At 63.3% G+C, this 21,357-nt stretch carries 23 protein-coding genes; 14 read left to right on the top strand and 9 right to left on the bottom strand.

Annotated elements, in window-relative coordinates:
• Nucleotides 1-3: 3 nt before the first annotated feature.
• From VF497_RS10365 to prpB, 4 genes are all read right to left on the bottom strand, one after another.
• Complete coding sequence (locus VF497_RS10365) at nt 4-864, bottom strand: hypothetical protein (RefSeq protein WP_330888360.1); 861 nt, start codon at nt 862-864, stop codon at nt 4-6.
• A gap of 85 nt (nt 865-949) precedes the next feature.
• A complete protein-coding gene (gene prpC, locus VF497_RS10360; RefSeq protein WP_330888358.1) occupies nt 950-2,107 on the bottom strand; it encodes a bifunctional 2-methylcitrate synthase/citrate synthase in 1,158 nt (385 codons plus the stop codon).
• 57 nt (nt 2,108-2,164) lie between these two features.
• Nucleotides 2,165-2,731, bottom strand: a complete 567-nt coding sequence (locus tag VF497_RS10355; RefSeq protein ID WP_330888356.1) for a hypothetical protein — start codon at nt 2,729-2,731, stop codon at nt 2,165-2,167.
• Nucleotides 2,728-3,621: a methylisocitrate lyase gene (prpB, locus tag VF497_RS10350; RefSeq protein ID WP_330888354.1), complete on the bottom strand. Its 894-nt coding sequence runs from the start codon at nt 3,619-3,621 to the stop codon at nt 2,728-2,730. Before prpB ends, VF497_RS10355 begins: the two co-directional genes overlap by 4 nt.
• Nucleotides 3,622-3,827: 206 nt before the next feature.
• Here prpB and VF497_RS10345 point away from each other — a divergent pair, with 206 nt between their 5' ends.
• Nucleotides 3,828-4,637 (top strand): hypothetical protein, encoded by an 810-nt coding sequence (locus tag VF497_RS10345; protein WP_330888352.1) that lies wholly within the window; start codon nt 3,828-3,830, stop codon nt 4,635-4,637.
• 64 nt (nt 4,638-4,701) lie between these two features.
• On the opposite strand, the gene prpE is transcribed toward VF497_RS10345, so the two are convergent.
• Nucleotides 4,702-6,618: a propionate--CoA ligase gene (prpE, locus tag VF497_RS10340; protein ID WP_330888350.1), complete on the bottom strand. Its 1,917-nt coding sequence runs from the start codon at nt 6,616-6,618 to the stop codon at nt 4,702-4,704.
• Between the two features lie 143 nt (nt 6,619-6,761).
• Here prpE and VF497_RS10335 point away from each other — a divergent pair, with 143 nt between their 5' ends.
• The 6 genes from VF497_RS10335 to VF497_RS10310 all read left to right on the top strand — a co-directional run bounded on the left by VF497_RS10335 (nt 6,762) and on the right by VF497_RS10310 (nt 9,796).
• The gene (locus tag VF497_RS10335; RefSeq protein WP_330888348.1) at nt 6,762-6,986 is read left to right on the top strand and encodes a hypothetical protein; all 225 of its coding nucleotides are present in this window, start codon (nt 6,762-6,764) and stop codon (nt 6,984-6,986) included.
• Between the two features lie 123 nt (nt 6,987-7,109).
• Nucleotides 7,110-7,442, top strand: a complete 333-nt coding sequence (locus tag VF497_RS10330; protein ID WP_330888346.1) for a metalloregulator ArsR/SmtB family transcription factor — start codon at nt 7,110-7,112, stop codon at nt 7,440-7,442.
• Nucleotides 7,439-7,897, top strand: coding sequence for an SRPBCC domain-containing protein (locus VF497_RS10325; protein ID WP_330888344.1), 459 nt, complete (start codon nt 7,439-7,441; stop codon nt 7,895-7,897). Before VF497_RS10330 ends, VF497_RS10325 begins: the two co-directional genes overlap by 4 nt.
• 31 nt (nt 7,898-7,928) lie before the next feature.
• A complete protein-coding gene (locus VF497_RS10320; protein ID WP_330888342.1) occupies nt 7,929-8,681 on the top strand; it encodes a hypothetical protein in 753 nt (250 codons plus the stop codon).
• 24 nt (nt 8,682-8,705) lie between these two features.
• On the top strand, nt 8,706-9,161 hold the full coding sequence (locus VF497_RS10315; protein ID WP_330888339.1) for an SRPBCC domain-containing protein: 456 nt from the start codon (nt 8,706-8,708) through the stop codon (nt 9,159-9,161).
• 62 nt (nt 9,162-9,223) lie between these two features.
• Nucleotides 9,224-9,796: a dihydrofolate reductase family protein gene (locus tag VF497_RS10310; protein ID WP_330888338.1), complete on the top strand. Its 573-nt coding sequence runs from the start codon at nt 9,224-9,226 to the stop codon at nt 9,794-9,796.
• A 126-nt stretch (nt 9,797-9,922) separates the two neighbouring features.
• Here VF497_RS10310 and VF497_RS10305 read toward each other — a convergent pair whose 3' ends face one another.
• Both VF497_RS10305 and VF497_RS10300 read right to left on the bottom strand, forming a co-directional pair.
• Nucleotides 9,923-10,909: a malate dehydrogenase gene (locus VF497_RS10305; RefSeq protein WP_330888336.1), complete on the bottom strand. Its 987-nt coding sequence runs from the start codon at nt 10,907-10,909 to the stop codon at nt 9,923-9,925.
• A gap of 116 nt (nt 10,910-11,025) precedes the next feature.
• Nucleotides 11,026-12,225 carry a pyridoxal phosphate-dependent aminotransferase gene (locus VF497_RS10300; RefSeq protein ID WP_330888334.1) on the bottom strand — a complete coding sequence of 400 codons (1,200 nt, stop codon included), beginning with the start codon at nt 12,223-12,225 and terminating at the stop codon, nt 11,026-11,028.
• Between the two features lie 215 nt (nt 12,226-12,440).
• Between VF497_RS10300 and VF497_RS10295 the strand changes: the two genes are divergently transcribed.
• Complete coding sequence (locus VF497_RS10295) at nt 12,441-12,698, top strand: GlsB/YeaQ/YmgE family stress response membrane protein (protein WP_330888332.1); 258 nt, start codon at nt 12,441-12,443, stop codon at nt 12,696-12,698.
• A 64-nt stretch (nt 12,699-12,762) separates the two neighbouring features.
• Here the strand turns inward: VF497_RS10295 and VF497_RS10290 are convergent, their stop codons facing one another.
• Nucleotides 12,763-13,281 (bottom strand): peptidylprolyl isomerase, encoded by a 519-nt coding sequence (locus VF497_RS10290; RefSeq protein WP_330888330.1) that lies wholly within the window; start codon nt 13,279-13,281, stop codon nt 12,763-12,765.
• A gap of 161 nt (nt 13,282-13,442) precedes the next feature.
• Between VF497_RS10290 and typA the strand changes: the two genes are divergently transcribed.
• The 6 genes from typA to VF497_RS10260 all read left to right on the top strand — a co-directional run bounded on the left by typA (nt 13,443) and on the right by VF497_RS10260 (nt 19,963).
• Nucleotides 13,443-15,275: a translational GTPase TypA gene (gene typA / locus VF497_RS10285; RefSeq protein WP_330888328.1), complete on the top strand. Its 1,833-nt coding sequence runs from the start codon at nt 13,443-13,445 to the stop codon at nt 15,273-15,275.
• Nucleotides 15,276-15,472: 197 nt separating this feature from the next.
• Nucleotides 15,473-15,880, top strand: a complete 408-nt coding sequence (locus tag VF497_RS10280; RefSeq protein ID WP_330888326.1) for a cupin domain-containing protein — start codon at nt 15,473-15,475, stop codon at nt 15,878-15,880.
• A gap of 8 nt (nt 15,881-15,888) precedes the next feature.
• Nucleotides 15,889-16,314, top strand: coding sequence for a hypothetical protein (locus VF497_RS10275; protein ID WP_330888324.1), 426 nt, complete (start codon nt 15,889-15,891; stop codon nt 16,312-16,314).
• Nucleotides 16,311-17,903 carry an amidase gene (locus VF497_RS10270; protein ID WP_330888322.1) on the top strand — a complete coding sequence of 531 codons (1,593 nt, stop codon included), beginning with the start codon at nt 16,311-16,313 and terminating at the stop codon, nt 17,901-17,903. Before VF497_RS10275 ends, VF497_RS10270 begins: the two co-directional genes overlap by 4 nt.
• A 433-nt stretch (nt 17,904-18,336) precedes the next feature.
• Nucleotides 18,337-18,534 (top strand): hypothetical protein, encoded by a 198-nt coding sequence (locus VF497_RS10265; RefSeq protein ID WP_330888320.1) that lies wholly within the window; start codon nt 18,337-18,339, stop codon nt 18,532-18,534.
• A gap of 88 nt (nt 18,535-18,622) precedes the next feature.
• On the top strand, nt 18,623-19,963 hold the full coding sequence (locus tag VF497_RS10260; RefSeq protein ID WP_330888318.1) for a carbohydrate porin: 1,341 nt from the start codon (nt 18,623-18,625) through the stop codon (nt 19,961-19,963).
• A 12-nt stretch (nt 19,964-19,975) separates the two neighbouring features.
• Here the strand turns inward: VF497_RS10260 and VF497_RS10255 are convergent, their stop codons facing one another.
• The gene (locus VF497_RS10255) at nt 19,976-21,355 is read right to left on the bottom strand and encodes a class II 3-deoxy-7-phosphoheptulonate synthase (protein WP_330888316.1); all 1,380 of its coding nucleotides are present in this window, start codon (nt 21,353-21,355) and stop codon (nt 19,976-19,978) included.
• Nucleotides 21,356-21,357 lie beyond the last annotated feature (2 nt).

The raw sequence follows: 21,357 nt of genomic DNA, 5'->3' as shown, positions 1-21,357 counted from the left end.
TCCTCAGCAGCCCGGGCCGTTGGCGGCACCCACCAGCTTGTGAAGATTCCAGCTGAGATTGCTCGGAACGAACGTGGAGCCGGTCAGCGTTGCCGTGGCCAACTTGCAATCGAAAAAGACAATCTTGAGTGAACCCTGAGGCTCGGCCTGAGCAGGACCGACCTGGGTCGTCGGCGGATTCGGCGGAGCGAACACGTTGACGCTGAACGCCGTGCCGGGAAGAACTGTCTGCGGACCCACATCGGAAATAAGCCAATAGGGACTGCCCAACGGCACTCCTACCGGTTTGCCGTCGAACGAGACCGCCCAGAAGGTCACGCCCATGTAAGTGACGTACAGCCCTTGGTCGGCGAAAAGAAAATTGAAACCGCCGTCGTGCATTCCCGGCTGGTACCAAAGGCCCGTGATCGCGGCAGGATCGATGGGGCTCAAGCCTGAAACGAATGTTGCGGTGAATGTGCCGGTAATCGGCGGCGAGGGGCCAAAGACACTTTTCCAGGTTCCTGACAGCGACTGGCCAGCGATGCTGGCGGAGTCCGTCGTCGCCATCCAGCCGCCGCCGAAACTGATCCCTGCATTCGCGCAGGTCAAAGCAAAATGCGACGAGCTCGAATTCACCATCCCGCCCACGGTGATCCGTTCGTCGTTGGTCGGAGTACTGTGAAAATTGCAGGCGGTGTTGCCCTGACCATCGACGATGATCGTGACCGCTCCGTAGTCACCGCCTGGAGCGTCGCTCGAGTACGAGCCCTTGTAGATGCCGGGCCCTGTGCCGCCGGCCGCCGCGACATGCGCGCTTTGCACGCTCGCTACAAACAGCATGATCAGAAGGTGCAGAAAGCTGGGGTGCGAACGAATCTTCATCCACGTCTCCCTCGACTCCCAAGAATGCCCTCTGCATCCGCATTGACGAACGTCGGAAACGGAACGTCGCAGCCCAGGCAATATTTTATGTGCGCTTTGTCAGCGGTACGAACTTGAGGTCTTCCGGACCCACATAGTTCGCGCTCGGGCGGATGATCTTGCCGTCGATGCGCTGCTCGATCACATGCGCGCTCCAGCCCGAGGTGCGCGAGATCACGAACAGCGGCGTGAACATCGCCGTCGGCACGCCCATCATGTGGTAGCTCACCGCGCTGAACCAGTCGAGATTCGGGAACATCTTCTTGATCTCCCACATCGTCGATTCCAGGCGCTCGGCGATGTCGAACATCTTCGTGTTCTCGGCCTCTTTGGACAGGTCGCGCGCGACCTCCTTGATCACCTTGTTGCGCGGGTCGCTGACCGTATAGACCGGATGGCCGAAACCGATGACGACTTCCTTGTTCTCCACGCGCTTGCGGATGTCGGCTTCCGCCTCGTCCGGCGTGTTGTAGCGCTTCTGGATCTCGAATGCGACTTCGTTCGCGCCGCCGTGCTTGGGACCGCGCAGCGCGCCGATCGCGCCGGCGATGCACGAATACATGTCGCTGCCGGTACCGGCGATCACCCGCGCGGTGAACGTCGAGGCGTTGAACTCGTGCTCGGCGTAGAGGATCAGCGAGGTGTGCATCGCGCGCACCCATTCCTCGCTCGGCGCCTTGCCATGCAGCAGGTGGAGGAAGTGCCCGCCGATCGAGTCGTCGTCGGTTTCCACGTCGATGCGCTTGCCGTTGTGACTGTATTGGTACCAGTACAGCAGCATCGAACCAAGCGAAGCCATCAGCTTGTCGGCGATGTCGCGCGCGCCGGGGTGATTGTGGTCATCCTTTTCGGGCGAGACGCAGCCGAGTGCGGAGACGGCCGTGCGCATCACGTCCATCGGATGCGCCGAGGGCGGCAGTTGTTCGAGCGTGGCTTTCACGGATGCAGGAATGCCACGCAGCGCCTTGAGCTTGGCCTTGTAGGTGGCGAGTTCCGCCACCGTCGGCAGCTTGCCGTGCACGAGAAGATGCGCGATTTCCTCGAACTCGCAGGTCTCGGCCACATCGAGGATGTCGTAGCCGCGGTAGTGCAGGTCGTTGCCGCTGCGGCCGACCGTGCACAGCGCGGTGTTGCCCGCGAGCGTGCCGCTCAGGGCGACGGATTTCTTCGGCTTGAAGGGGGTAGCTGGGGCGTTGTCGCTCACTTCTGTCTCCTTGTTGCGATTGCTGCCTGCGCGCAGCGGCGTCGGGCCGCGGCCGCATCAATCTTTGAATTGCTGATCCGCCGGCCACGCCGGGCAGGCGTCTACCTGTGTGGTGTTCTGGTCACGCACCTTGCGATCGCGAATCCAGCATTCGCCAAGCGTCGAGCAATAACAGATGCTGATCTTCAGGCGCTTCTGCGCGGCCAGGCGGAAGCGCTCGTAGCTTGCATCATCGAGCATCTGGACCATCGCAACTTTCTCCCCCGCCGACAGCACATTGCCGCTGATCGTCGACTTGCCAAGATTGTCGTTGTCGAGGCCGAGCGCCTTCACCACGTCGCTCCAGCTCTGCTGCGGCTTGTCGTCGACCAGCACCTGCACGGCGCGCACCTGCGCCGGGCCGACGCCTTTGTTCAGGACGACAATCGAGCGATCGGGGTCGGCGTAGCCGATAAGCAGATAAGGCCACACCTGCGCACTCACCTGCTGATGCTGGATAAGCGCGGTATAGCCGGACACGAGCAAAGCCATGAAGCCGATCAACGCGGCGACGACCGCGGCGACACCACTCCAATCGCGCGCCTCACGCCGTTCGTCCACGGTCTGGGGGGGAAGTTCGCTCATCCGTTCTTCGGCGAAGCAGCAAACAGGTTGTCGAGCTTGTTCTCGTAGTCGTGGTAACCGATGCGCTCGTACAGCTCCTCGCGCGTCTGCATCGTCTCGAGCACGTTCTTCTGGTGGCCGTCGCGGCGGATCGCGTTGTAGACGTTTTCCGCCGCCTTGTTCATTGCGCGGAACGCGCTCAGCGGATAGAGCACGATACCGACACCGGTTGTGCGCAACTCGTCCACCGTGAACAGCGGCGTCTTGCCGAACTCGGTGATGTTGGCGAGCACCGGCACTTTCACCGCGTCGACGAATTTCCTGTAGGTCGGCAGGTCGTAGGCGGCCTCGGCAAAGATGCCGTCGGCGCCGGCCTCGACGCAGGCGAGCGCGCGTTCGATCGCGGCATCGACGCCTTCTATCTGGATCGCATCGGTGCGTGCGATCAGGAAGAACTCCGGATCCGTCTTCGCATCGGTCGCAGCCTTGACTCGATCGGCCATTTCCTGGCGGCTGACGATCTCCTTGCCCGGGCGATGGCCGCAGCGCTTGGCGCCGACCTGGTCCTCGATGTGACAGGCGGCCGCGCCGAACTTGATCAGCGACTTCACCGTGCGCTCGATGTTGAACGCGGACGGACCGAAGCCCGTGTCGATGTCGACGAGCAGCGGCAGGTCACAGACGTCGGTGATGCGGCGCACGTCGGTGAGCACGTCATCGAGCGTGTTGATGCCGAGGTCGGGCAGGCCGAGCGAACCCGCCGCGACGCCACCGCCGGACAGATAGATCGCTCGATAGCCTGCACGCTTCGCCAGCAGCGCATGGTTGGCGTTGATCGCGCCAATGACCTGCAACGGCGATTCGGCGGCGAGCGCGGCGCGGAAGCGCTTTCCGGCAGACGAAATACTCATGCGGATCTCCATGCTGGGCGGGCATTTTAGCATCAACCCCCTCGAGCACTGACTGCGTCCCGCGGACCCGACACGTGCCAAGCATCGGCGCCGGCATTACTAATCCCGAAATCGAGCCTGACGGGGATGAATTAAGCTCGGACAGTAGGCAGAATACCGTCGCGGGGGAAATCGCTGACTATTGAATCTCAAATGGAGCAGCCGACATGAAGAAGAAGCATCTCTTCGCCGATTTCCGCTTTCTTGCATGGATGTTTATTGCCTTGATCGCGCTGGCTGGTCGCGGCGTGCACGCCGGCCCGATCGGAGAAGGCACGTACACCGGCATCTATACGGGCGGCGACTATGGCACGGTAACGATCGTGGTCGACGCGCAGGGCAATGTCAGCTGCGATTTTTTCAGCTCGCCCAGTTTCACCCACCATCAAGGTACCGGTACGGTGAACACCAACTCGTCGTGGTATCTGGTCAACTGCGTGACGCCAGGCACTGCAACGTATTACTGGTCTGCCAGCAGCAACCCGAACAGCGCCGCGGGCGCCGCCATCATTGGCTTTTGGGGTGGAGGCACCGGCAGCACCCAGATCAATGGCGATTTCACCGCCTACTATTCATCTATCCTCACCGACTACGCCGGCTCGATCGCCACGGGTTCGTTCGCCGGACTCTGGTACGACCATACGTTCACCGGAACCGGCTTCAACATCCTGCCCTCTTCCGCCGTCGGCCTTATCGTCACCTACTATGGCGTCAACGCGAGCGGCGGCCCTCTGTGGCTAATTTCCGATTTCGGCCCGAAGACGATCACGCTTGGCAGCCCAATCACGCTGAACATGAGCTATTCGAACTCGGGCACGTTCCAGGCCCCGCTGCGCGTTCCCGTCACTTGGGGTCAACTCACCATCACGTTCACCAGTTGCACCACCGCGACGGCAACACTAACCGGAACCGACGGTCACGTATCCGAAAATCTCACCATGCTGACCGGCGTGATCGGCATGCCGGGCTGTACCTGATAGATACCCGATGGTCCAGGACCTGGGCAATCGAGCTCAGACCCCGTCGGCGCTTCGGCAGACCTCAGTTGCCCACATCCGGCCCGCGCCGCAGCGCATTGCGCACTTCCTCCAGCGAGTTCGGATCGTCGAGCGTCGACAGATCGCCCGGATCGCGGTCCTCGGCCAGTGCCTGCAGCGAGCGGCGCAGCAGCTTGCCCGAGCGTGTCTTCGGCAATGCGTTGACGATGTAGACGCGCGCAGGCTTGGCCACGCCGCCGAGCATGTCGACGACGCGCTGTTGCATGCCGCTCGCCGCTTCCTGTTTGTTCGCCGCATCGGCGGCGGCCGATTTCAGCGTCGCGAACACGATCGGCACCTGCCCTTTCAACTCATCCTTGACGCCGATGACTGCGGCCTCGGCGACGCTCGCGTAGCTCGACACCGACTCCTCGATTTCGCGAGTGCCGAGGCGGTGCCCGGCGACGTTGATCACATCATCGGTGCGGCCGAGGATATAGGTGTAGCCGTCCTCGTCGCGGATCGCCCAGTCGAGCGAGGAGTACAGCAGCTCCTTGAAGTGCGAAAAATAGCTCTGCACGAAGCGCGCGTCGTCGTGCCAGATCGTCGTCATGCAGCCCGGCGGCAGTGGCGGCACGGCGACGAGAACCCCCTTTTCGTTCGGCGCGCAGTCCAGGCCCGTGGTCTCGTTGATCACGCGGTAGCGGTAGCCGAAGTTCGGCAGACCCGGCGAGCCGAACTTGATCGACTTCAGGTCAAGTCCCGGATGCAGGCACAGCGCGGGCCAACCGGTTTCGGTCTGCCAGTAGTTGTCGATGATCGGCTTGCCGAGACCTTCGGATATCCATTTCGCCGTCGGTTCATCGAGCGGCTCGCCGGCGAGAAACAGATACTTCAACGATGACAGGTCGTACTTCTTCAGGAGTGCCGCATCATGCTTCTTCAGCACGCGGATCGCAGTCGGTGAGGAGAACATGGTGCGCACGCGATACTTCTCGCACAGCTGCCACCAGATGCCCGCGTCGGGGCTGATCGGCAGGCCTTCGTAAAGCAGCGACGTTGCACCGGCGATCAGCGGGCCGTAGATGTTGTAGCTGTGACCGACTGCCCAGCCGACATCGGACGTGGAGAACATCGTTTGCCCTGGGCCGACGTCGAAGATCGCACGCATCGACAGCGCGAGCGCGACGAGATGGCCGCCGACATCGCGCTGCACGCCCTTGGGTTTGCCGGTCGTGCCCGAGGTGTAGAGGATGTAGCTCGGCTCGTTCGCCTCGCACCAGGTTACCGGCACTTCGGCGCCTTCGTGCTGCTTGCGCAGCTCGGCGTAGTCGAGGTCGCGGCCGGGGACGCGCGCCATGTCCTTGTCGATGCCGCGCGATACGATCAGCACATGCGGCGGCGGACTCTTCGCCTGTGCCAGTGCTGCGTCGACGAGCGGCTTGTAGGGAATCGCCTTGCCGCCACGCATGCCAGCATCGGCCATGATCAACAGCTTGGGCTCGGCATCGTCTATGCGCACGGCGAGATTGTGCGAGGCGAAGCCGCCGAACACGACCGAATGGATCGCACCGAGCCGCGCGCAGGCGAGCACGGCGAACACCGCCTCGGCGATGTTCGGCATGTAGATGACGACGCGCTCGCCCTTCTTCACGCCCAGCGAAGCGAGCACCGCGGTGAACGTGTTCACCTCGCGATACAGTTCGCGATAAGTGATCTCGCGCGTGATGCCGGTTTCAGTCGACACAGCGATCAGTGCAAGTTGATCGCCGCGTGCATCGAGATGACGATCGATCGCGTTGTAGCAGGCATTGGTCTCGCCGCCGACGAACCATTTGCGAAACGGCGGAGTCGTGTATTCGAGGATCTTCTGCGGCGGCTTGCGCCAATGGATCAGCTTGGCCTGTTCGGCCCAGAATTCCTCAGGTTGTTCGACGGAACGACGGTATTCGGATTCGTAGCTCATGCGCGTGCCTCCCATCCTTTGTTTGCAATGTAGCGGGCTTCGCGGGATCCAGCCATGCGACTTTAGCTGAATGTCTGCTGCATGTACTGCCGCCGACCGTAAACGCGCGTTGCCGTGGTTCGTTTTTATCAGTGAAGTCCACCACTTCGGGTATCGCCATGAAAACGATCCGCCGCTTTTGCCTCATCGCTCTCACGCTGATCGGCGCCGGTGTTGCCAGCGGCTGCGTCTACTATCCGACGCGGCCCTACTATCGCGCCGAGTTCTACCCCGACGGCTACACGCCCTACTACACCGACTACTACGCGCGCCCCTACGTCGGCGCGGTGTGGATCGGCGGCTACTACCATCACGACCATTGGGTGCGCCCACACTGGCGCTGAACGCAGAGTCTGATTCGAATCCGGCCGGACAAAATCCGGCCGGTTTTCTTTGTGCGGGAGGCACAAAAAAGATCATTCATTCTCGTGCTTGACATATTCAACCTTTTAGTTGAATATAAATCCATGTCCAGACTCGACCTCGCCTTCGCCGCCCTCGCCGATCCCACGCGCCGCCGCATCGTCGCGCGCCTTTCGCGCGGACGCACGCGCGTGACCGACCTCGCCCTGCCGTTCGAGATGTCACTCAACGCCGTGTCCAAGCACATCAAGGTGCTCGAGCGCTCCGGCATCGTGAAGCGCGAACGGCTCGGCCGCGAACACTACCTGCAGCTGCGCGGCTCGCCGCTGCGCGAAGTCGTGCAATGGGTGTCGCGCTACGAGCGCTTCTGGAACGAGAAGCTCGACGCACTCGAAGAATTTCTTGCCAATCAAACCGACGAGGAGCAGCCGTCATGAACACCGCAATGAAAAGTCCGCTGATGCAGGGCCGCAACGCCAAGGTGATGGGCCCGCACTCTGTCCGCCTCACGCGCACCTACGATGCCAAGCCGGAGAAAGTGTTCAAGGCATGGACCGATGCGGCCAGCATCGGCGCCTGGCTCGCCAAGGGCGAATACTTCAGCGCCGACGTGCGCATCGGCGGCCTGTTCTATATCGAGATGCGCGCGCTGGAGAAAATCAATCCGCACTACGGCCGCTACCTGCGCATCGATGGCCCGCGCGCGCTCGAATTCACCTGGGTCAGCGAATGGACGACGGGCAAGGAATCGGTCGTGCTGATCGAACTCGCCGAGCGCAACGGCAAGACCGAATTGACGCTGACCCACGACGGCCTGCCGAATGAAATCCTCGCCAATGCACATCAGGGCGGCTGGACCCAGTTCCTCGAAGAACTCGAGCCGCGCCTGTAGCGCCATCACGCCGGCAAACAGAGACGCCATCATGAAAATCGAATTGCTGTTGACCGCCGTCCTCGCCTCCGTGATCGGCTTCACCGCGACACCGGCCTGGTCAGCCGGATCGGCACTGGAACCGATGCCCGCAGAGCTCGAAACCCGGTATGCGCTGAGCGCGTTGCCGCCGGCCCTGCGCGCCGATGCCGCGGTCTATCTGCTCGACACGAAAAAGGGATATGTGTTGTCGAAGCCAGGCACGAGCGGTCTGGTTTGTCTGGTCGAGCGCACGCAATGGCAGGACGCCGAGTTCCGTGACGATGTCTTCGTTCCGCTGTGCTACGACGACGCCGGCTCGAAGACCCACTTCAAGGTCAGCATAGACGTGGCCGCCCTGCGCGCGCAGGGCACGAGCGCGACCGCGGTGAAGGCCGAAGTCGAGAAGCGCTATCGCGACAAGACCTACACGGCGCCGGTGCGGCCGGGGCTGTCCTACATGGTCATGCCGGTGTTCCGCGCGCCGGGGCCGCCCGACATGAAAGTGCGCACGCTGGCAATGCCGCACCTGATGTTCTACGCACCGGGCATGAGCAACGAAGACATCGGCGCGCGGCCCAACCTTGCCGACCACGCCAGCCTGCAATGGCCGTTCATCGACAAGCAGGGCAACGCCGAGCACAGCTACATGATCCAGATGGCCGGCGAAACCGAGAAGGCCAGGATCCTCGCCGACGAGAAGCCGTTGCTCGACGACCTGTGCGCCTGGCGCGACATGCTCTGTCTTGCACCAATGCATCACTGACCGTATCCCAACAGGAGAAATCCCGTGAGCAGACAATCCTTCAACAGCCATTTCCTGGTCGATCGAAGCCCCGAAGAAGTATTCGACGCGATCAACGACGTGCGCGCGTGGTGGTCGGGAGACATCGAAGGCGACACCGACAAGCTCGGCGCCACGTTCCGCTATCGCTACGAAAACATGCACGACTCGACGCAGACGGTGACCGAACTCGTCCCCGGCAAGAAAGTCGCCTGGCACGTGACCGACGGCCATCTCGCTTTTGTAGAAGACCAGCGCGGTTGGAAAGACACGGATATCGTGTTCGAGATCGTGCGCAAGGGCCGCAAGACCGAACTGCGTTTCACCCACGTCGGCCTCGAACCGGGCTGCGAATGCTACGCCGCCTGCGCGGAAGGCTGGGATGCCGTCATCAACGGCAATCTGCGCCAGCGCATCGTCACCGGCGCGGCGCAGCCGAATCCGTTCGACGAAGCTGCCTGAAGCTTCGGCACTCGCCGGGTGTATATGCCTCGGCCATTTGATTCCCTGCCGTGGACATTGCAATGCGCAAGATGATTGCCGCGATGAAGATTTCGGCGGACGGAAAGTTCGGCAATGCGGACGGCTATGCCGACTGGGTGGACGCGTGGTCCGAAGACTACGGCCTGACTGCGCAAATCGACGCCTGCATGCTCGGCGGACACATGTATCCCGGCTATGAGCAGTACTGGACCGCGACCCAGAACGCCCCCGACCAGCCCCTGCCGATGACGGGCAGATTGGCGACGCCGGCCGAGATCGAATGGGCGCGTTTCGCCGCGAAGACCACGCACTACGTGTTGTCGAACACACTCGCGTCCGCCCTGTGGCCGAAGACGCGCATCCTGCGCGGAGTCGAGGAAATCGCCGCGCTCAAGCAGCAGCCCGGCAAGGACATCTACCTGATGGGCGGTGGCCGGATTACCTCCAGCCTGATCGATGCCGGGCTCGTGGACGAACTGCGCCTGATCGTGCATCCGCTGATCGCGGGCAATGGCAGGCCGTTGTTCACGATGAGCGAACGCCGCGCGCTGGAATTGCGCCATGCGCAACCGCTGTCGCAGGGACAACTGAGCTTGGTCTACGCAATCCACTGAGCGGCCGAGCGGGCCAGCCGCTCCCGCAACGCGCACAACCCGTATCAACCAGCCTGCGAAACGACAAGGCCGCCATGCAGGCGGCCTTGTCACGTACGTCATCTGCGCGCGTTCGCGCGCGATGCATCATTTCTTCGCGAACAAGTGCTCGACGCCGGCGCGCTCCTCGCGCAGTTCCTTGTCGGTCGCGTCCATGCGTGCACGCGAGAAATCGTTGATCGCCAAACCCTGCACGATCGCGTACTTGCCGTCCTTCACCGTCACCGGGTAACCGTAGATCACGCCAGGGGCGATGCTGTAGCTGCCATCGGACGGAATGCCCATCGACACCCAATCGCCTTCGTCCGTGCCGAGCGCCCAGGAGCGCATGTGGTCGACCGCGGCCGAGGCCGCCGACGCCGCCGACGACGCGCCGCGCGCCTTGATGATCGCCGCGCCGCGCTGCTGCACGGTCGGGATGAAATCTTTTTCGTACCAGGTCTGGTCGACGAGGCTCAGCGCGGCCTTGCCCTGCACGGTCGCGTGGTGCAGGTCGGGATACTGGGTCGAGGAATGGTTGCCCCAGATCGTGACCTTCTTGATGTCGGTCGTGTGCGCGCCGGTCTTCTCGGCGAGCTGCGACAGCGCGCGATTGTGGTCGAGGCGCACCATCGCGGTGAACTGGCCCGGATCGAGGTCGGGCGCGTTCTGCTGCGCGATCAGCGAATTCGTGTTCGCCGGATTGCCGACGACGAGCACCTTGACCGTACGCTTGGCGTGGTCGTTGAGCGCCTTGCCCTGCGGGCCGAAGATCGCGCCATTGGCTTCGAGCAGATCCTTGCGCTCCATGCCCGGGCCGCGCGGGCGCGCGCCGACGAGCAGCGCGTAGTCGACGTCCTTGAACGCGACGTCGAGCTTGTCGGTGGCGACGATGCCGGCGAGCGTCGGGAACGCACAGTCGTTGAGTTCCATGACCACGCCCTGCAACGCCGGCAGCGCAGGCGTGATTTCGAGCAGGTGCAGAATGACCGGCTGGTCCTTGCCAAGCATGTCGCCCGAGGCGATGCGGAACAGCAGGGCATAACCGATCTGGCCGGCGGCGCCGGTGACTACTACACGGACGGGAGCTTTCATCGATTTCTCCGGGAGAGGACTGGGGGATGTTGTCGGGGTTCGATTTGTCGAACCCGGCCCTTGCTCATCAAACACGCGCAAGAAAAGGCCGGGCGCGATAAATCGCGCCGCTACGATCAGGTGAGTTCCGAGAAAAATTCCTTGATGCGCTTCATGCCCTCGTCGAGCTGCGCGTCGGAACAGGTATAGGAAATGCGCAAGGCGCGCGGCTCGCCGAACGCCGAACCCGGCACGCAGGCGACGCCCTTGGCCTCGAGCAATGCGTTGCACAGGTCGACGTCGTTGGCAATCACGGTCGAACCGTGCTTCCTGCCGAACGCGACCGAGATGTCCGGGAACACATAGAACGCGCCCTGCGGACGTGGACACTTCACGCCGGGAATCGAAGCGAGCACGGCGAGCACGCGGTCGCGCTTGGCGGCGAATTCGACCGCCTTGCGTGCGGGAATGTCCTGCGGCCCCGACAATGCCGCCACCGCGGCCGCAGTGACGACTTCGGGCAGGTTCGTGATGTGATTCGAATTCAGCGTGACCAGCGCCTGCGCGACCTTCTCCGGCGCGGCGATCAGGCCGACACGCCAGCCCGGCATGCCATAGGTCTTCGAGATCGAATCGACCACGATCGTGCGCTCGCGCAACTCGGGCCGCACATGCAGGAAATTGTGGTAGCCGACGCCGTCGAAGACGAGACGGTTATAGATGTCGTCGCAGATGATCCAGGTGTCCGCATGCGCGGCAAGCACATCGGCAAGCGCGGCGATCTCGTCCTTCGAATAGACCATGCCGGTCGGGTTCGACGGATTGTTGAACAGGAATACCTTGGGCTTGCTCGCCAGCGCCTTCGCCAGCTGCTCGGGCTTGAGCTTGTAGTTCTGCTCGGGCGGGCACGGCAGCAGCGTGGTCTTCGCGCCGACGATGTCGGCGATGTCGGCGTAGCTCGTCCAGTACGGCGTCGGGAAGACGACTTCGTCGCCCGGATTCAACAGCGCCTCGGCCAGGTTGTACAACACCTGCTTGGCGCCGATGCCGACGACGAGGTTCTTGCGCTCGTAGCCGTTGAAGCCGCTGTCTTGCAGATGCTTGAGGAACGCATCGAGCAGCGCTTCGCTGCCGCGGTTGGAGCCGTATTGCCCGCTGTCGTGCGCGAGTGCCTCGCGCGCGGCGGCGTAGACATGCTCGCCCGGCAGGAAATTCGGCACGCCGATCGAGAAGCTGATGATGTCCTTGCCCGCCGCCTTGAGCTGCTTTGCCTTCTCCGCCACAACCATGATGGCGCTGGGCTTAGCGCGGCTCATGCGTTCAGCCAGCAAAGGCATTTCAGTCTCCTCGATCGCGGATGAAAACAGCTTCTCAGTCTAGCATATTTGCTGCAGCGCAGCGGCGTGCGCAGCTGCGGCGAAGGCTTCTGCATAGCCAAATCGGGGCTGTTTTTAAGCTTTTGCGAACGAGCGGATTTGCTACACTCGAACTGCCCTGCCTGCGGCATTTTTCGGCAGAACCGCTGTTTCCGGACACGTCCCAAGGAGATCGCATGCTGCACATCATCTGGTCCATCATCATCGGTTTCATCGTTGGCCTGCTTGCGCGTTGGTTCTATCCGGGTGCCATGCACCTGGGGTTCATCCTGACCGTGCTCCTCGGCATCGGTGGCTCGATCCTCGGCGGCCTGATCGGCAGTCTGTTCAAGAAGCCCGCTGACGGTCAGATGTTCCACCCCGCCGGCTTCATCATGTCCATCATCGGCTCGGTCATCATCCTGTTCATCGTCAAGCAGCTCGGCTACATGTAACCGGCGCTTCACGCAAACAAAAAGGCCGCCCTCGGGCGGCCTTTTTTATGCTCTGTTTCCCGCGTCAGCGCGAAGCGAGCGTCTTGTTCCACTGCTCGAGCAGCGGCGCGACCTTGGCATTGGCGAACAGCGGCGCGGTGTCACCGACGATCGTGATCGACTCGATCTGGTCGCCCTGCTTGATGCTGTCGACGACCTTCTGGTCATCCGCGCTCAGCACTTCACCGAACACCGTGTGCTTGCCGTCGAGCCACGGCGTGACCACATGGGTGATGAAGAACTGCGAGCCGTTCGTGCCCGGCCCCGCATTCGCCATCGACAGCACGCCCGGCTTGTTGTGCTTCAGGTGCGCGACGAACTCGTCGCCGAAGCGATAGCCCGGACCGCCGCGCCCCGAACCCTCCGGGCAGCCGCCCTGGATCATGAAGTCCGGGATCACGCGGTGGAAATTCAGCCCGTCGTAGAACTTGTGCTGGGCCAGGTTGACGAAATTCGCCACGGTCACCGGCGTGTGTTCGGGCGTCAGGCGGATATGGATCGTGCCGCGCGAGGTCTTGATGTGGGCTTGCAGGTCTTGGCTCATGAGGGTCTCCGATTGGGGCGCGCATGATAGCTCCTGGCCGTCATTCCCGCGAAGGCGCGAATGACGCAGGGAGGATGCTGCGCCGCAGTATTCAGCCAAAATCGGGTATAATCGCGCCATCCTTTTCTAAATCAGCCTGCCGTCAGGGCGGGCTTATCGCCATGTCCATCGAAAATCTGCGCAATATCGCCATCGTCGCCCATGTCGACCATGGCAAGACCACCCTCGTCGACTGCTTGCTCAAGCAGTCCGGCACGTTCAGCGAACGCACCGTGCTCGCCGAGCGCGTGATGGACTCGAACGACCAGGAAAAGGAACGCGGCATCACGATTCTGGCCAAGAACACGGCGATCACCTGGCAGGGCAACCGCATCAACATCGTCGACACGCCCGGACACGCCGACTTCGGCGGAGAGGTCGAGCGCGTGCTGTCGATGGTCGACTCGGTGCTGCTGCTGGTCGACGCAATGGACGGGCCGATGCCGCAGACGCGCTTCGTCACCCAGAAGGCGTTCCAGATGGGTTTCAAGCCCATCGTCGTGATCAACAAGGTCGACCGCCCCGGCGCGCGCCCGGACTGGGTGCTCGACCAGACCTTCGACCTGTTCGACCGCCTCGGTGCGACCAACGAGCAGCTCGACTTCCCCGTCGTCTACGCCTCGGCCCTGCACGGCTACGCCGGCCTGACGCCCGACGTGCGCGAAGGCGACATGACGCCGCTGTACGAGGCGATCATGAAGCACGTGCACGCGCCGAAGGTCGATCCCGAGGGCCCGTTCCAGATGCGCATCTCGCAGCTCGACTACAACTCTTACGTCGGCCTGATCGGCATCGGCCGCATCCAGCGTGGCAAGGTGCGCACCAACATGCCGGTCGCCGTGGTTGACCGCGAAGGCAAGAAGCGCAACGGCCGCGTCCTGCAGGTGCTCGGCTTCATGGGCCTGGAGCGCCGCGAAGTCGCCGAGGCGGAAGCAGGCGACATCATCGCCATCAACGGCGTCGAAGACCTGGGCATTTCCGACACGATCTGCGCGCCCGATGCGCCGGAACAGTTGCCCGTGCTGACAGTGGACGAACCGACCATCAGCATGACTTTCCAGGTCAACAACTCGCCGTTCGCCGGCAACAAGGAGCTGTCCGGCGGCAAGTTCTTGACCAGCCGCCAGCTGCGCGAGCGCCTCGACCGCGAGCGCGTGCACAACGTTGCGCTGCGCGTCGAGGAAGGTTCCGATGCGGACAAATTCCTCGTCTCCGGCCGCGGCGAGCTGCATCTGTCGGTGCTGATCGAGAACATGCGCCGCGAAGGCTATGAACTGGCCGTGTCGCGCCCGGAAGTCATCATCAAGGAAATCGACGGCCAGTTGATGGAGCCGATCGAGCAGCTCGTCGTCGACGTGGAAGAAATCCACCAGGGCGGCGTGATGGAAAAACTCGGCGCGCGCAAGGCGCAGTTGAAGAACATGGAGCCGGATGGAAAAGGTCGGGTGCGCCTCGAGTATCAAATCCCGGCGCGCGGCTTGATCGGTTTCCAGAACGAATTCCGCACTCTCACCCAGGGTTCGGGCCTGCTGTTCCACGTCTTCGACCATTACGGCCCGAAGGAACAGGGCACGATCGCCAAGCGCCTCAATGGCGTGATGATCGCCAACGCGCCGGGCGCCACCCCGGCCTACGCGCTGGGGCCGCTCGAAGAGCGCGGCAAGCTGTTCGCCGCCGAAGGCGACAATGTGTACGAAGGCCAGTTGGTCGGCATCCACTCTAAGGACAACGACCTCACCGTCAACGCGATCAAGACCAAGCCGCTGACCAACATGCGTGCCTCGGGCAAGGACGACGCGATCAAGCTGACCCCGGCGATCAAGTACTCGCTGGAGCAGGCTCTCGACTTCATCGAGGACGACGAACTGGTCGAAGTCACGCCGAAGGAAATCCGCCTGCGCAAGAAACACCTGACCGAGAACGATCGCAAGCGCGCTTCGCGCCAGGCGGCGTAAGAGCTTCGATCCATGGCTTCATCCCGCACGCCGCAATGGCGTGCGGTGGCTGCGATCTTCCGCGGCCGTTCTGCGGCAAATACCCGCGTCGCGTCAGCCGACTTCCATTCCGGCTATCCTTGCGGCGACGCGTGCCCGACAATCGCGGCGGCCTCCCCGCTCGACCGCATTGAAGCATCCGGCTCAAAGGGATACCGATGAACGCAACCCCGAATATTCTCGGCGCCTATCTCCATGTGCGCGAGGGCGGCAGGACCGATGCGATTCCTCCGTCGGAATCGTTCTGGCAGGACCTGGCCGGCGGCGCCTATCCGCAGCTGGACCAGGGCCGACTGATGTCGGCGTTCACGTTCTCCGAGCCATGGGCCACCTGGGAGCGGCATCCTGCCGGCGAGGAGGTGGTCATGCTGCTCTCCGGTACGGCGACTCTTGTCATCGAGCAATCGGGTAGTGAATGTGAGGTACACCTGGACTCGCCGGGCGACTATGTTCTCGTGCCGCAAGGCGCGTGGCACACGGCGAAGACCGATGTTGCCACGACGATGCTGTTCCTGACTCCGGGCAAGGACACCGAGCATCGGCCTGTCGGATCCCGCGTCGGCTGACGCCTGCCATGCGCCCGCTCCTGCACATAGTCAGTGTTCTCTGTCTGCTGCCCAGCGTGCTGTTCGCATCTGCCTTCCTCGCGCTGGGACATGCCATAGCGGCCGGCACGTTGCTCGGTTTTTTCGAGCAGTTGCTGGTCATGGCAACCTTGCTGATTCCCTGGGGAGCACTTGTGAGCTTTGCGATCTTCTTTGCGTTGCTGTTCGCCGGTTTCTCGCAGCGCCTGCGCTGGCTGGCAGGGTTATGCGTGGCCGGCTTCGCGATCGGAAGCGCCACCGTGGTCCTTGCGCTTGGCAGCCAACCGATTTCCTGGGATCAACTCCCGTTTTTCCTGCCGGCGCTGCTCTCCGCGTCAATCGGACTCTGGCTCGCTGTCAACGAATATCCGCGCGGCAAGGCCACCCAATCAATTCGCAACCCGGAGTCGCCATGATCGATCTCGCCAAGCCACGGCTGCTCGCCTTTCTGTTCGCGGTCTTGCTCCCGGCAACGGTGCCCGCTGCGCAACCGGAATCGCCACCTGCGCTTGAAGAGTACTCGATTCGCGACCTCGCGCAGAAATTGCAGCGCAAGGAATTGAACGCGCATGCGCTTGCGCAACAGCATCTCGACCGCATCGCCGCGATCGACAAGGCTGGTCCCGCGATCAACGCGGTGATCGAACTCAATCCCGATGCGCTCGCGATCGCCGACCGGCTCGACGCCGCGCGCAAAAGTGGAAAAGTATACTCGCCACTGCACGGCATCCCGGTGCTGATCAAGGACAACATCGACACGGCCGATCGTATGCACACGACAGCCGGCTCGCTCGCGCTGGCCGATTCGATCGCAGCGCAAGACGCCACCGTCGTTGCCAAGCTGCGCGCGGCGGGCGCAGTGATCCTCGGCAAGACCAACCTGTCGGAATGGGCGAACTTTCGCTCGAATCACTCCACCAGCGGCTGGAGCGGGCGCGGCGGTCTGACGAAAAATCCCTATGCACTCGACCGCAACGCCTGCGGCTCAAGTTCGGGCACGGGTGCGGCGATCGCGGCGAATCTCGCCGTGGCCGGCATCGGCACCGAGACCGACGGCTCGATTGTCTGCCCCGCGTCGGCGAACGGGATCGTCGGGATCAAGCCGACACTCGGCCTCGTCAGCCGCGCCGGCATCGTGCCGATCGCGCACAGCCAGGACACCGCAGGACCTATGGCGCGCAGCGTCGCCGACGCAGCCATCCTGCTCGGCGCGATCGCGGGCAGCGATTCGCGTGATGCGGCGACGAAGGACGCCGACAAACATCGCACCGACTACACGAAAGCTCTCGACGCGAAAAGCCTCCACGGCGCGCGCATAGGCGTCGTGCGCCAGTTTACCGGCTTCGATCCCGCGACCGAAAAGCTGTTCGATGCCGCGATCGCGCGCCTGAAGGCGGCCGGCGCCATCGTGGTCGATCCGGTCGAGCTGCCGAACCTGGGCAAGTACGATGACGACGAAGGCATCGTGCTGCAATACGAGTTCAAGGCGGACATCAACGCTTATCTCGCGCAATTGGCGCCTGGAGCAAAAGCGCGCAGCCTCGCCGACCTCATCGCATTCAACGAGGCGCACGCCGACGGCGAGATGTCATGGTTCGGCCAGGAGACTTTCGAGAAATCACAGAAGCGCGGCACGCTGCAGGACAAGGAATACCTCGACGCGCTGGCCAGGTCGAAACGCCTCGCCGGGCCGGAGGGCATCGATGCGGCCTTGGCGAAGGATCATCTCGATGCGTTGATCGCGCCGACCAGCGGGCCGGCCTGGACCACCGATCTCGTCAACGGCGACCACTTCAGCGGCAGCAGTTCCACGCCCGCCGCGGTGGCTGGTTATCCCGCAGTCACGCTGCCGATGGGTTTCGTGCACCATCTGCCTGTCGGCATCAGCTTCTTCGGCACAGCGTGGAGCGATGCGAAGCTGATCGGTTACGCCTACGCGTTCGAGCAGGCCACGCTCGCGCGCAGGCCACCGCGATTTCTGCCGCACATCGAGAATGCCGACTGAATGCCCGCGCAGCGGCGATCATCGACGGCGCGAAGGGCGCCCCGAAAAACCGCAGCGAGCGAAAAGAATTCGCGCGACGCCGGAGCGCAGGAACCGGAATGTACGTTGATGTACATGAGGATTCCGAGCACCGCCGGCGCGCGAATTATCGAGCGCAGTAGGTTTTTCGAGGTACCCGAAGAAATTTTTCGTTGACATCGGCATCGGCGAAGCCTACCCTGCGCCGCGCTTCGGGCCACCCGAAGCATTTCCCCAGCCAACCATCGACATCCATGGACAGCTATCCGAGTACCAACGCAGCGCCTGGCCCTTGTGGTTCACGGACTGCCTTGGCCGCACAAACCCTGCCGCTCCGCGCGGATACGGGCCGTCTCGCGATCTAGCCGATAGCTGGTCGTGATTCACCCGTTCCGTCGCGGAATCGAGGTGAATCATGAAAATGCAGTTCCTGTTCTCCCTGTTCCCGCACGATCGTCGTTTCGGCGTGCGCGACGCCTATTGCGCGACCTCGCGCGCCCTGCCCTATGTTGCCGCGAACGATGCGTCGTTCGCACGCAGCAAGCTCGTCTGCCGCTGGCGGCGCAATCCCGCAAACGGCAAGCCCGAAGCGCGCTGGACGACACAAGACTGAAACACGGCCCACCCATGCTGCGCGTTTGCTGCGCGCAGCATGGGTGGGTTCCCCGCTGCCGCGCGCCCTGTCACGGGAAATCAAAACCATGAATCTCGAATCCATCCGTCCTGTGGTTCTCGGCATCTTCGCGCTCGCCAGCCTGCCCACTCTCGCGCACGGCGCCGACACGCCCGCGGATTTCGTGCCGCAACTGCTCGGCGCGCAATACACTTTCATCGACCAGCATCAGGATGCGCTGCGCTCACCCTATTCCGGACCGTTGAGCCTGCGCGCGAATGGCGACACACGCGCCTCGCACACGTTCGGCGCCTATTTCGGCGTGCAGCTACCGTGGCACTTTCAGTTCTATCTCGATGCGGAGATGTTCAAGGGCGCCGGTGTCAGCAACGCGACCGGCATGGCCGGCCTGCCGAACGGCGACGTGATCCGCTCGGGCACGGCCAACCTCGGCAAGCGTCCGTACATCGCGCGGCGCGTGCTGCGCTACACGCTGCCGCTGGGCGACGAGACCGAGGACGTTGAAGCATCGCAAGGCCAGCTCGCGGGCAAGGAATACGCGAGCCGCATCGAGATCAAGCTCGGCAAGCTCGCGGCCAGCGACGACTTCGACAGGAACCGCTACGCGAACTCGACGCGCACGCAGTTCATGAACTGGGCGCTGTTCAACAATGCCGCCTGGGATTTCGCTGCCGATACACGCGGCTATACCAACGGCATCATGCTTGCCCTCGCACAACCGGGATGGACGCTGCGCTACGGCGTCTACCAGATGCCGCGCGAAGCGAACGGGCAAACGCTGGAAGGGCCGCTGTCGCGCGCGCGCGGCGAGCAGGTCGAGCTGACCTGGCAGCCGCAGAAGGATGGTTACGCGGTGCGCGTGCTCGCGTTCCGCAACATCGCGCGCATGGGCGTGTATCGCGATGCGATCGCACTTGCCGAGGAAACTGGCAGCGTACCCGACATCCGCGCGGATGATCGCGACGGCCGGCGCAAACACGGCTATGCGCTGAACGCCGAACTGCCGCTCGCCGATGGCGGCGACACGGGCCTGTTCGTGCGCCTGGGCTGGAACGACGGCCGCAACGAATCGTTCGCGTTCACCGAGGCCGACCGCTCCGCCAGCGTCGGTGCGCAGCTGTCCGGCGTGCACTGGGGTCGAGCGCAGGATCGTCTCGCCATTGCGGTCGCCGCGAACGGCATCTCGCACGATCATCGCGACTATCTGGCCGCCGGCGGCAGCGGCTTTCTCGTCGGCGACGGACGCATCGATTACGCGCGCGAACAGATCGCGGAAGTATACTATGCGGCAAAAGCGAACAAATACATCACGCTGAGCCCCGACTTCCAGTTCGTGCGCCATCCCGGCTACAACGCTGATCGCGGACCGGCGAGGTTCTACGGCATCCGCGCCCACGTGGAGCTTTAGCGCCCGTATCCTTCAGGCGCGATTCTGGCCGCCGCGCTTGCGCACGATCAGCATCGCGATCTCGAGCGACTGTTCGTAGTTGAGGCGTGGATCGACGCTCGACTTGTAGGCACGAGCAAGGTCGGCTTCGGTCAGGTCGCGTGCGCCGCCGAGGCATTCGGTGACGTTCTCTCCGGTCAGTTCCAGATGCACGCCGCCGAGGCGCGTGCCGCAGGCGGCATGGATGTCGAAGGCGTAATCGAGCTCGGCGCGGATGTTCTCGAAGCGCCGCGTCTTCACCCCGGATGGCAGCGTCTCACCATTGCCGTGCATCGGATCGCAGCACCAGAGCACGCGCTTGCCCTCGGCCTTGACCACCTGCAGATGCTGCGGCAGTTCTGCTTCGACCTTGGCCGCGCCCATGCGTGTGATCAGCGTCAGCCGGCCAGACTCGTTGTGCGGGTTGAGCGCGTCGATCGTGCGCAGCAATTGATCCGGCTTCACGCCGGGACCGAGCTTGAGGCCCATCGGGTTCTCGATACCGCGGCAGTACTCGACATGAGCGCCGTCCAGCTGCGCCGTGCGCATGCCGATCCACGGGAAATGCGTGGACAGGTTGAACCAGCCCGGGTTGCGTGGCACCTCGCGCGTCACCGCGCCCTCGTAGTTGAGCAGCAGTGCTTCGTGCGAAGTATAGAAATCCACTTTCTGGTACGACGGCGACTCGCCGGCCAGCGTTTCCATGAAGCGCACCGCCTCGCCGATCGCCTCGACCATGCGCTGGTACTCTTCCTGCAGCGGCGAGTGCTTGACCCACTCCAGGTCCCAGTATTCGGGATGGTGCAGGTCGGCGAAGCCGCCATCGATCAGCGCGCGCACGAAGTTCATCGTCAGTGCCGAGCGCGAATGCGCCTCGATCAGGCGCTGCGGATCCGGCTCGCGCGCGACCGCGGTGAATTCGGGAGCGTTGACGATGTCGCCGCGGTAGCAAGGCAAGGTCACGCCGTTGCGCGTTTCGGTGTCGGCCGAACGTGGCTTGGCGTACTGCCCGGCGAAGCGGCCGACGCGCACGACCGGAAGCTTCAATCCGTGCACGAGCACGAGGCTCATCTGCAGCAGTACCTTGAGCCGGTTGGAGATGATCGGCGAAGTGCAATCGGCGAAGCTCTCGGCGCAATCGCCACCTTGCAGCAGGAAGCAGCGTCCCTCCTGCGCCTCGGCCAGCTTGCGCTTGAGCGCGAGCACCTCCCATGAGGTGACCAGCGGCGGCAATTCGTGCAATTGCGCAACGGCGCGATCGAGTGCGGCCGCGTCCGCATAGGCCGGCTGCTGCACGGCCGTGCGCGACTGCCACGACGCGGGCGTCCATGCGGATGCCGTGCGCTTCGTTGCTTCTGGATTAGCCGCTGCCATGG

The organism is Rudaea sp., from assembly GCF_036383415.1.
Classification (GTDB): domain Bacteria; phylum Pseudomonadota; class Gammaproteobacteria; order Xanthomonadales; family Rhodanobacteraceae; genus Rudaea.
This window is presented reverse-complemented; position numbering and strand designations above follow the sequence as displayed.

Excerpts from the sequence above, each read along its gene's own strand:
- VF497_RS10295 (WP_330888332.1), top strand. The coding sequence starts at position 12,441 with ATGCTGCACATCATCTGGTCCATCATCATCGGTTTCATCGTTGGCCTG.
- VF497_RS10265 (WP_330888320.1), top strand. The coding sequence starts at position 18,337 with ATGAAAATGCAGTTCCTGTTCTCCCTGTTCCCGCACGATCGTCGTTTC.
- prpB (WP_330888354.1), bottom strand. The coding sequence starts at position 3,621 with ATGAGTATTTCGTCTGCCGGAAAGCGCTTCCGCGCCGCGCTCGCCGCC.
- VF497_RS10320 (WP_330888342.1), top strand. The coding sequence starts at position 7,929 with ATGAAAATCGAATTGCTGTTGACCGCCGTCCTCGCCTCCGTGATCGGC.
- VF497_RS10275 (WP_330888324.1), top strand. The coding sequence starts at position 15,889 with ATGCGCCCGCTCCTGCACATAGTCAGTGTTCTCTGTCTGCTGCCCAGC.
- VF497_RS10305 (WP_330888336.1), bottom strand. The coding sequence starts at position 10,909 with ATGAAAGCTCCCGTCCGTGTAGTAGTCACCGGCGCCGCCGGCCAGATC.
- VF497_RS10290 (WP_330888330.1), bottom strand. The coding sequence starts at position 13,281 with ATGAGCCAAGACCTGCAAGCCCACATCAAGACCTCGCGCGGCACGATC.
- VF497_RS10365 (WP_330888360.1), bottom strand. The coding sequence starts at position 864 with ATGAAGATTCGTTCGCACCCCAGCTTTCTGCACCTTCTGATCATGCTG.
- VF497_RS10260 (WP_330888318.1), top strand. The coding sequence starts at position 18,623 with ATGAATCTCGAATCCATCCGTCCTGTGGTTCTCGGCATCTTCGCGCTC.
- VF497_RS10330 (WP_330888346.1), top strand. The coding sequence starts at position 7,110 with ATGTCCAGACTCGACCTCGCCTTCGCCGCCCTCGCCGATCCCACGCGC.
- VF497_RS10335 (WP_330888348.1), top strand. The coding sequence starts at position 6,762 with ATGAAAACGATCCGCCGCTTTTGCCTCATCGCTCTCACGCTGATCGGC.
- VF497_RS10310 (WP_330888338.1), top strand. The coding sequence starts at position 9,224 with ATGCGCAAGATGATTGCCGCGATGAAGATTTCGGCGGACGGAAAGTTC.
- VF497_RS10255 (WP_330888316.1), bottom strand. The coding sequence starts at position 21,355 with ATGGCAGCGGCTAATCCAGAAGCAACGAAGCGCACGGCATCCGCATGG.
- VF497_RS10355 (WP_330888356.1), bottom strand. The coding sequence starts at position 2,731 with ATGAGCGAACTTCCCCCCCAGACCGTGGACGAACGGCGTGAGGCGCGC.
- VF497_RS10345 (WP_330888352.1), top strand. The coding sequence starts at position 3,828 with ATGAAGAAGAAGCATCTCTTCGCCGATTTCCGCTTTCTTGCATGGATG.
- VF497_RS10325 (WP_330888344.1), top strand. The coding sequence starts at position 7,439 with ATGAACACCGCAATGAAAAGTCCGCTGATGCAGGGCCGCAACGCCAAG.
- VF497_RS10270 (WP_330888322.1), top strand. The coding sequence starts at position 16,311 with ATGATCGATCTCGCCAAGCCACGGCTGCTCGCCTTTCTGTTCGCGGTC.
- VF497_RS10300 (WP_330888334.1), bottom strand. The coding sequence starts at position 12,225 with ATGCCTTTGCTGGCTGAACGCATGAGCCGCGCTAAGCCCAGCGCCATC.
- VF497_RS10280 (WP_330888326.1), top strand. The coding sequence starts at position 15,473 with ATGAACGCAACCCCGAATATTCTCGGCGCCTATCTCCATGTGCGCGAG.
- prpE (WP_330888350.1), bottom strand. The coding sequence starts at position 6,618 with ATGGGAGGCACGCGCATGAGCTACGAATCCGAATACCGTCGTTCCGTC.
- typA (WP_330888328.1), top strand. The coding sequence starts at position 13,443 with ATGTCCATCGAAAATCTGCGCAATATCGCCATCGTCGCCCATGTCGAC.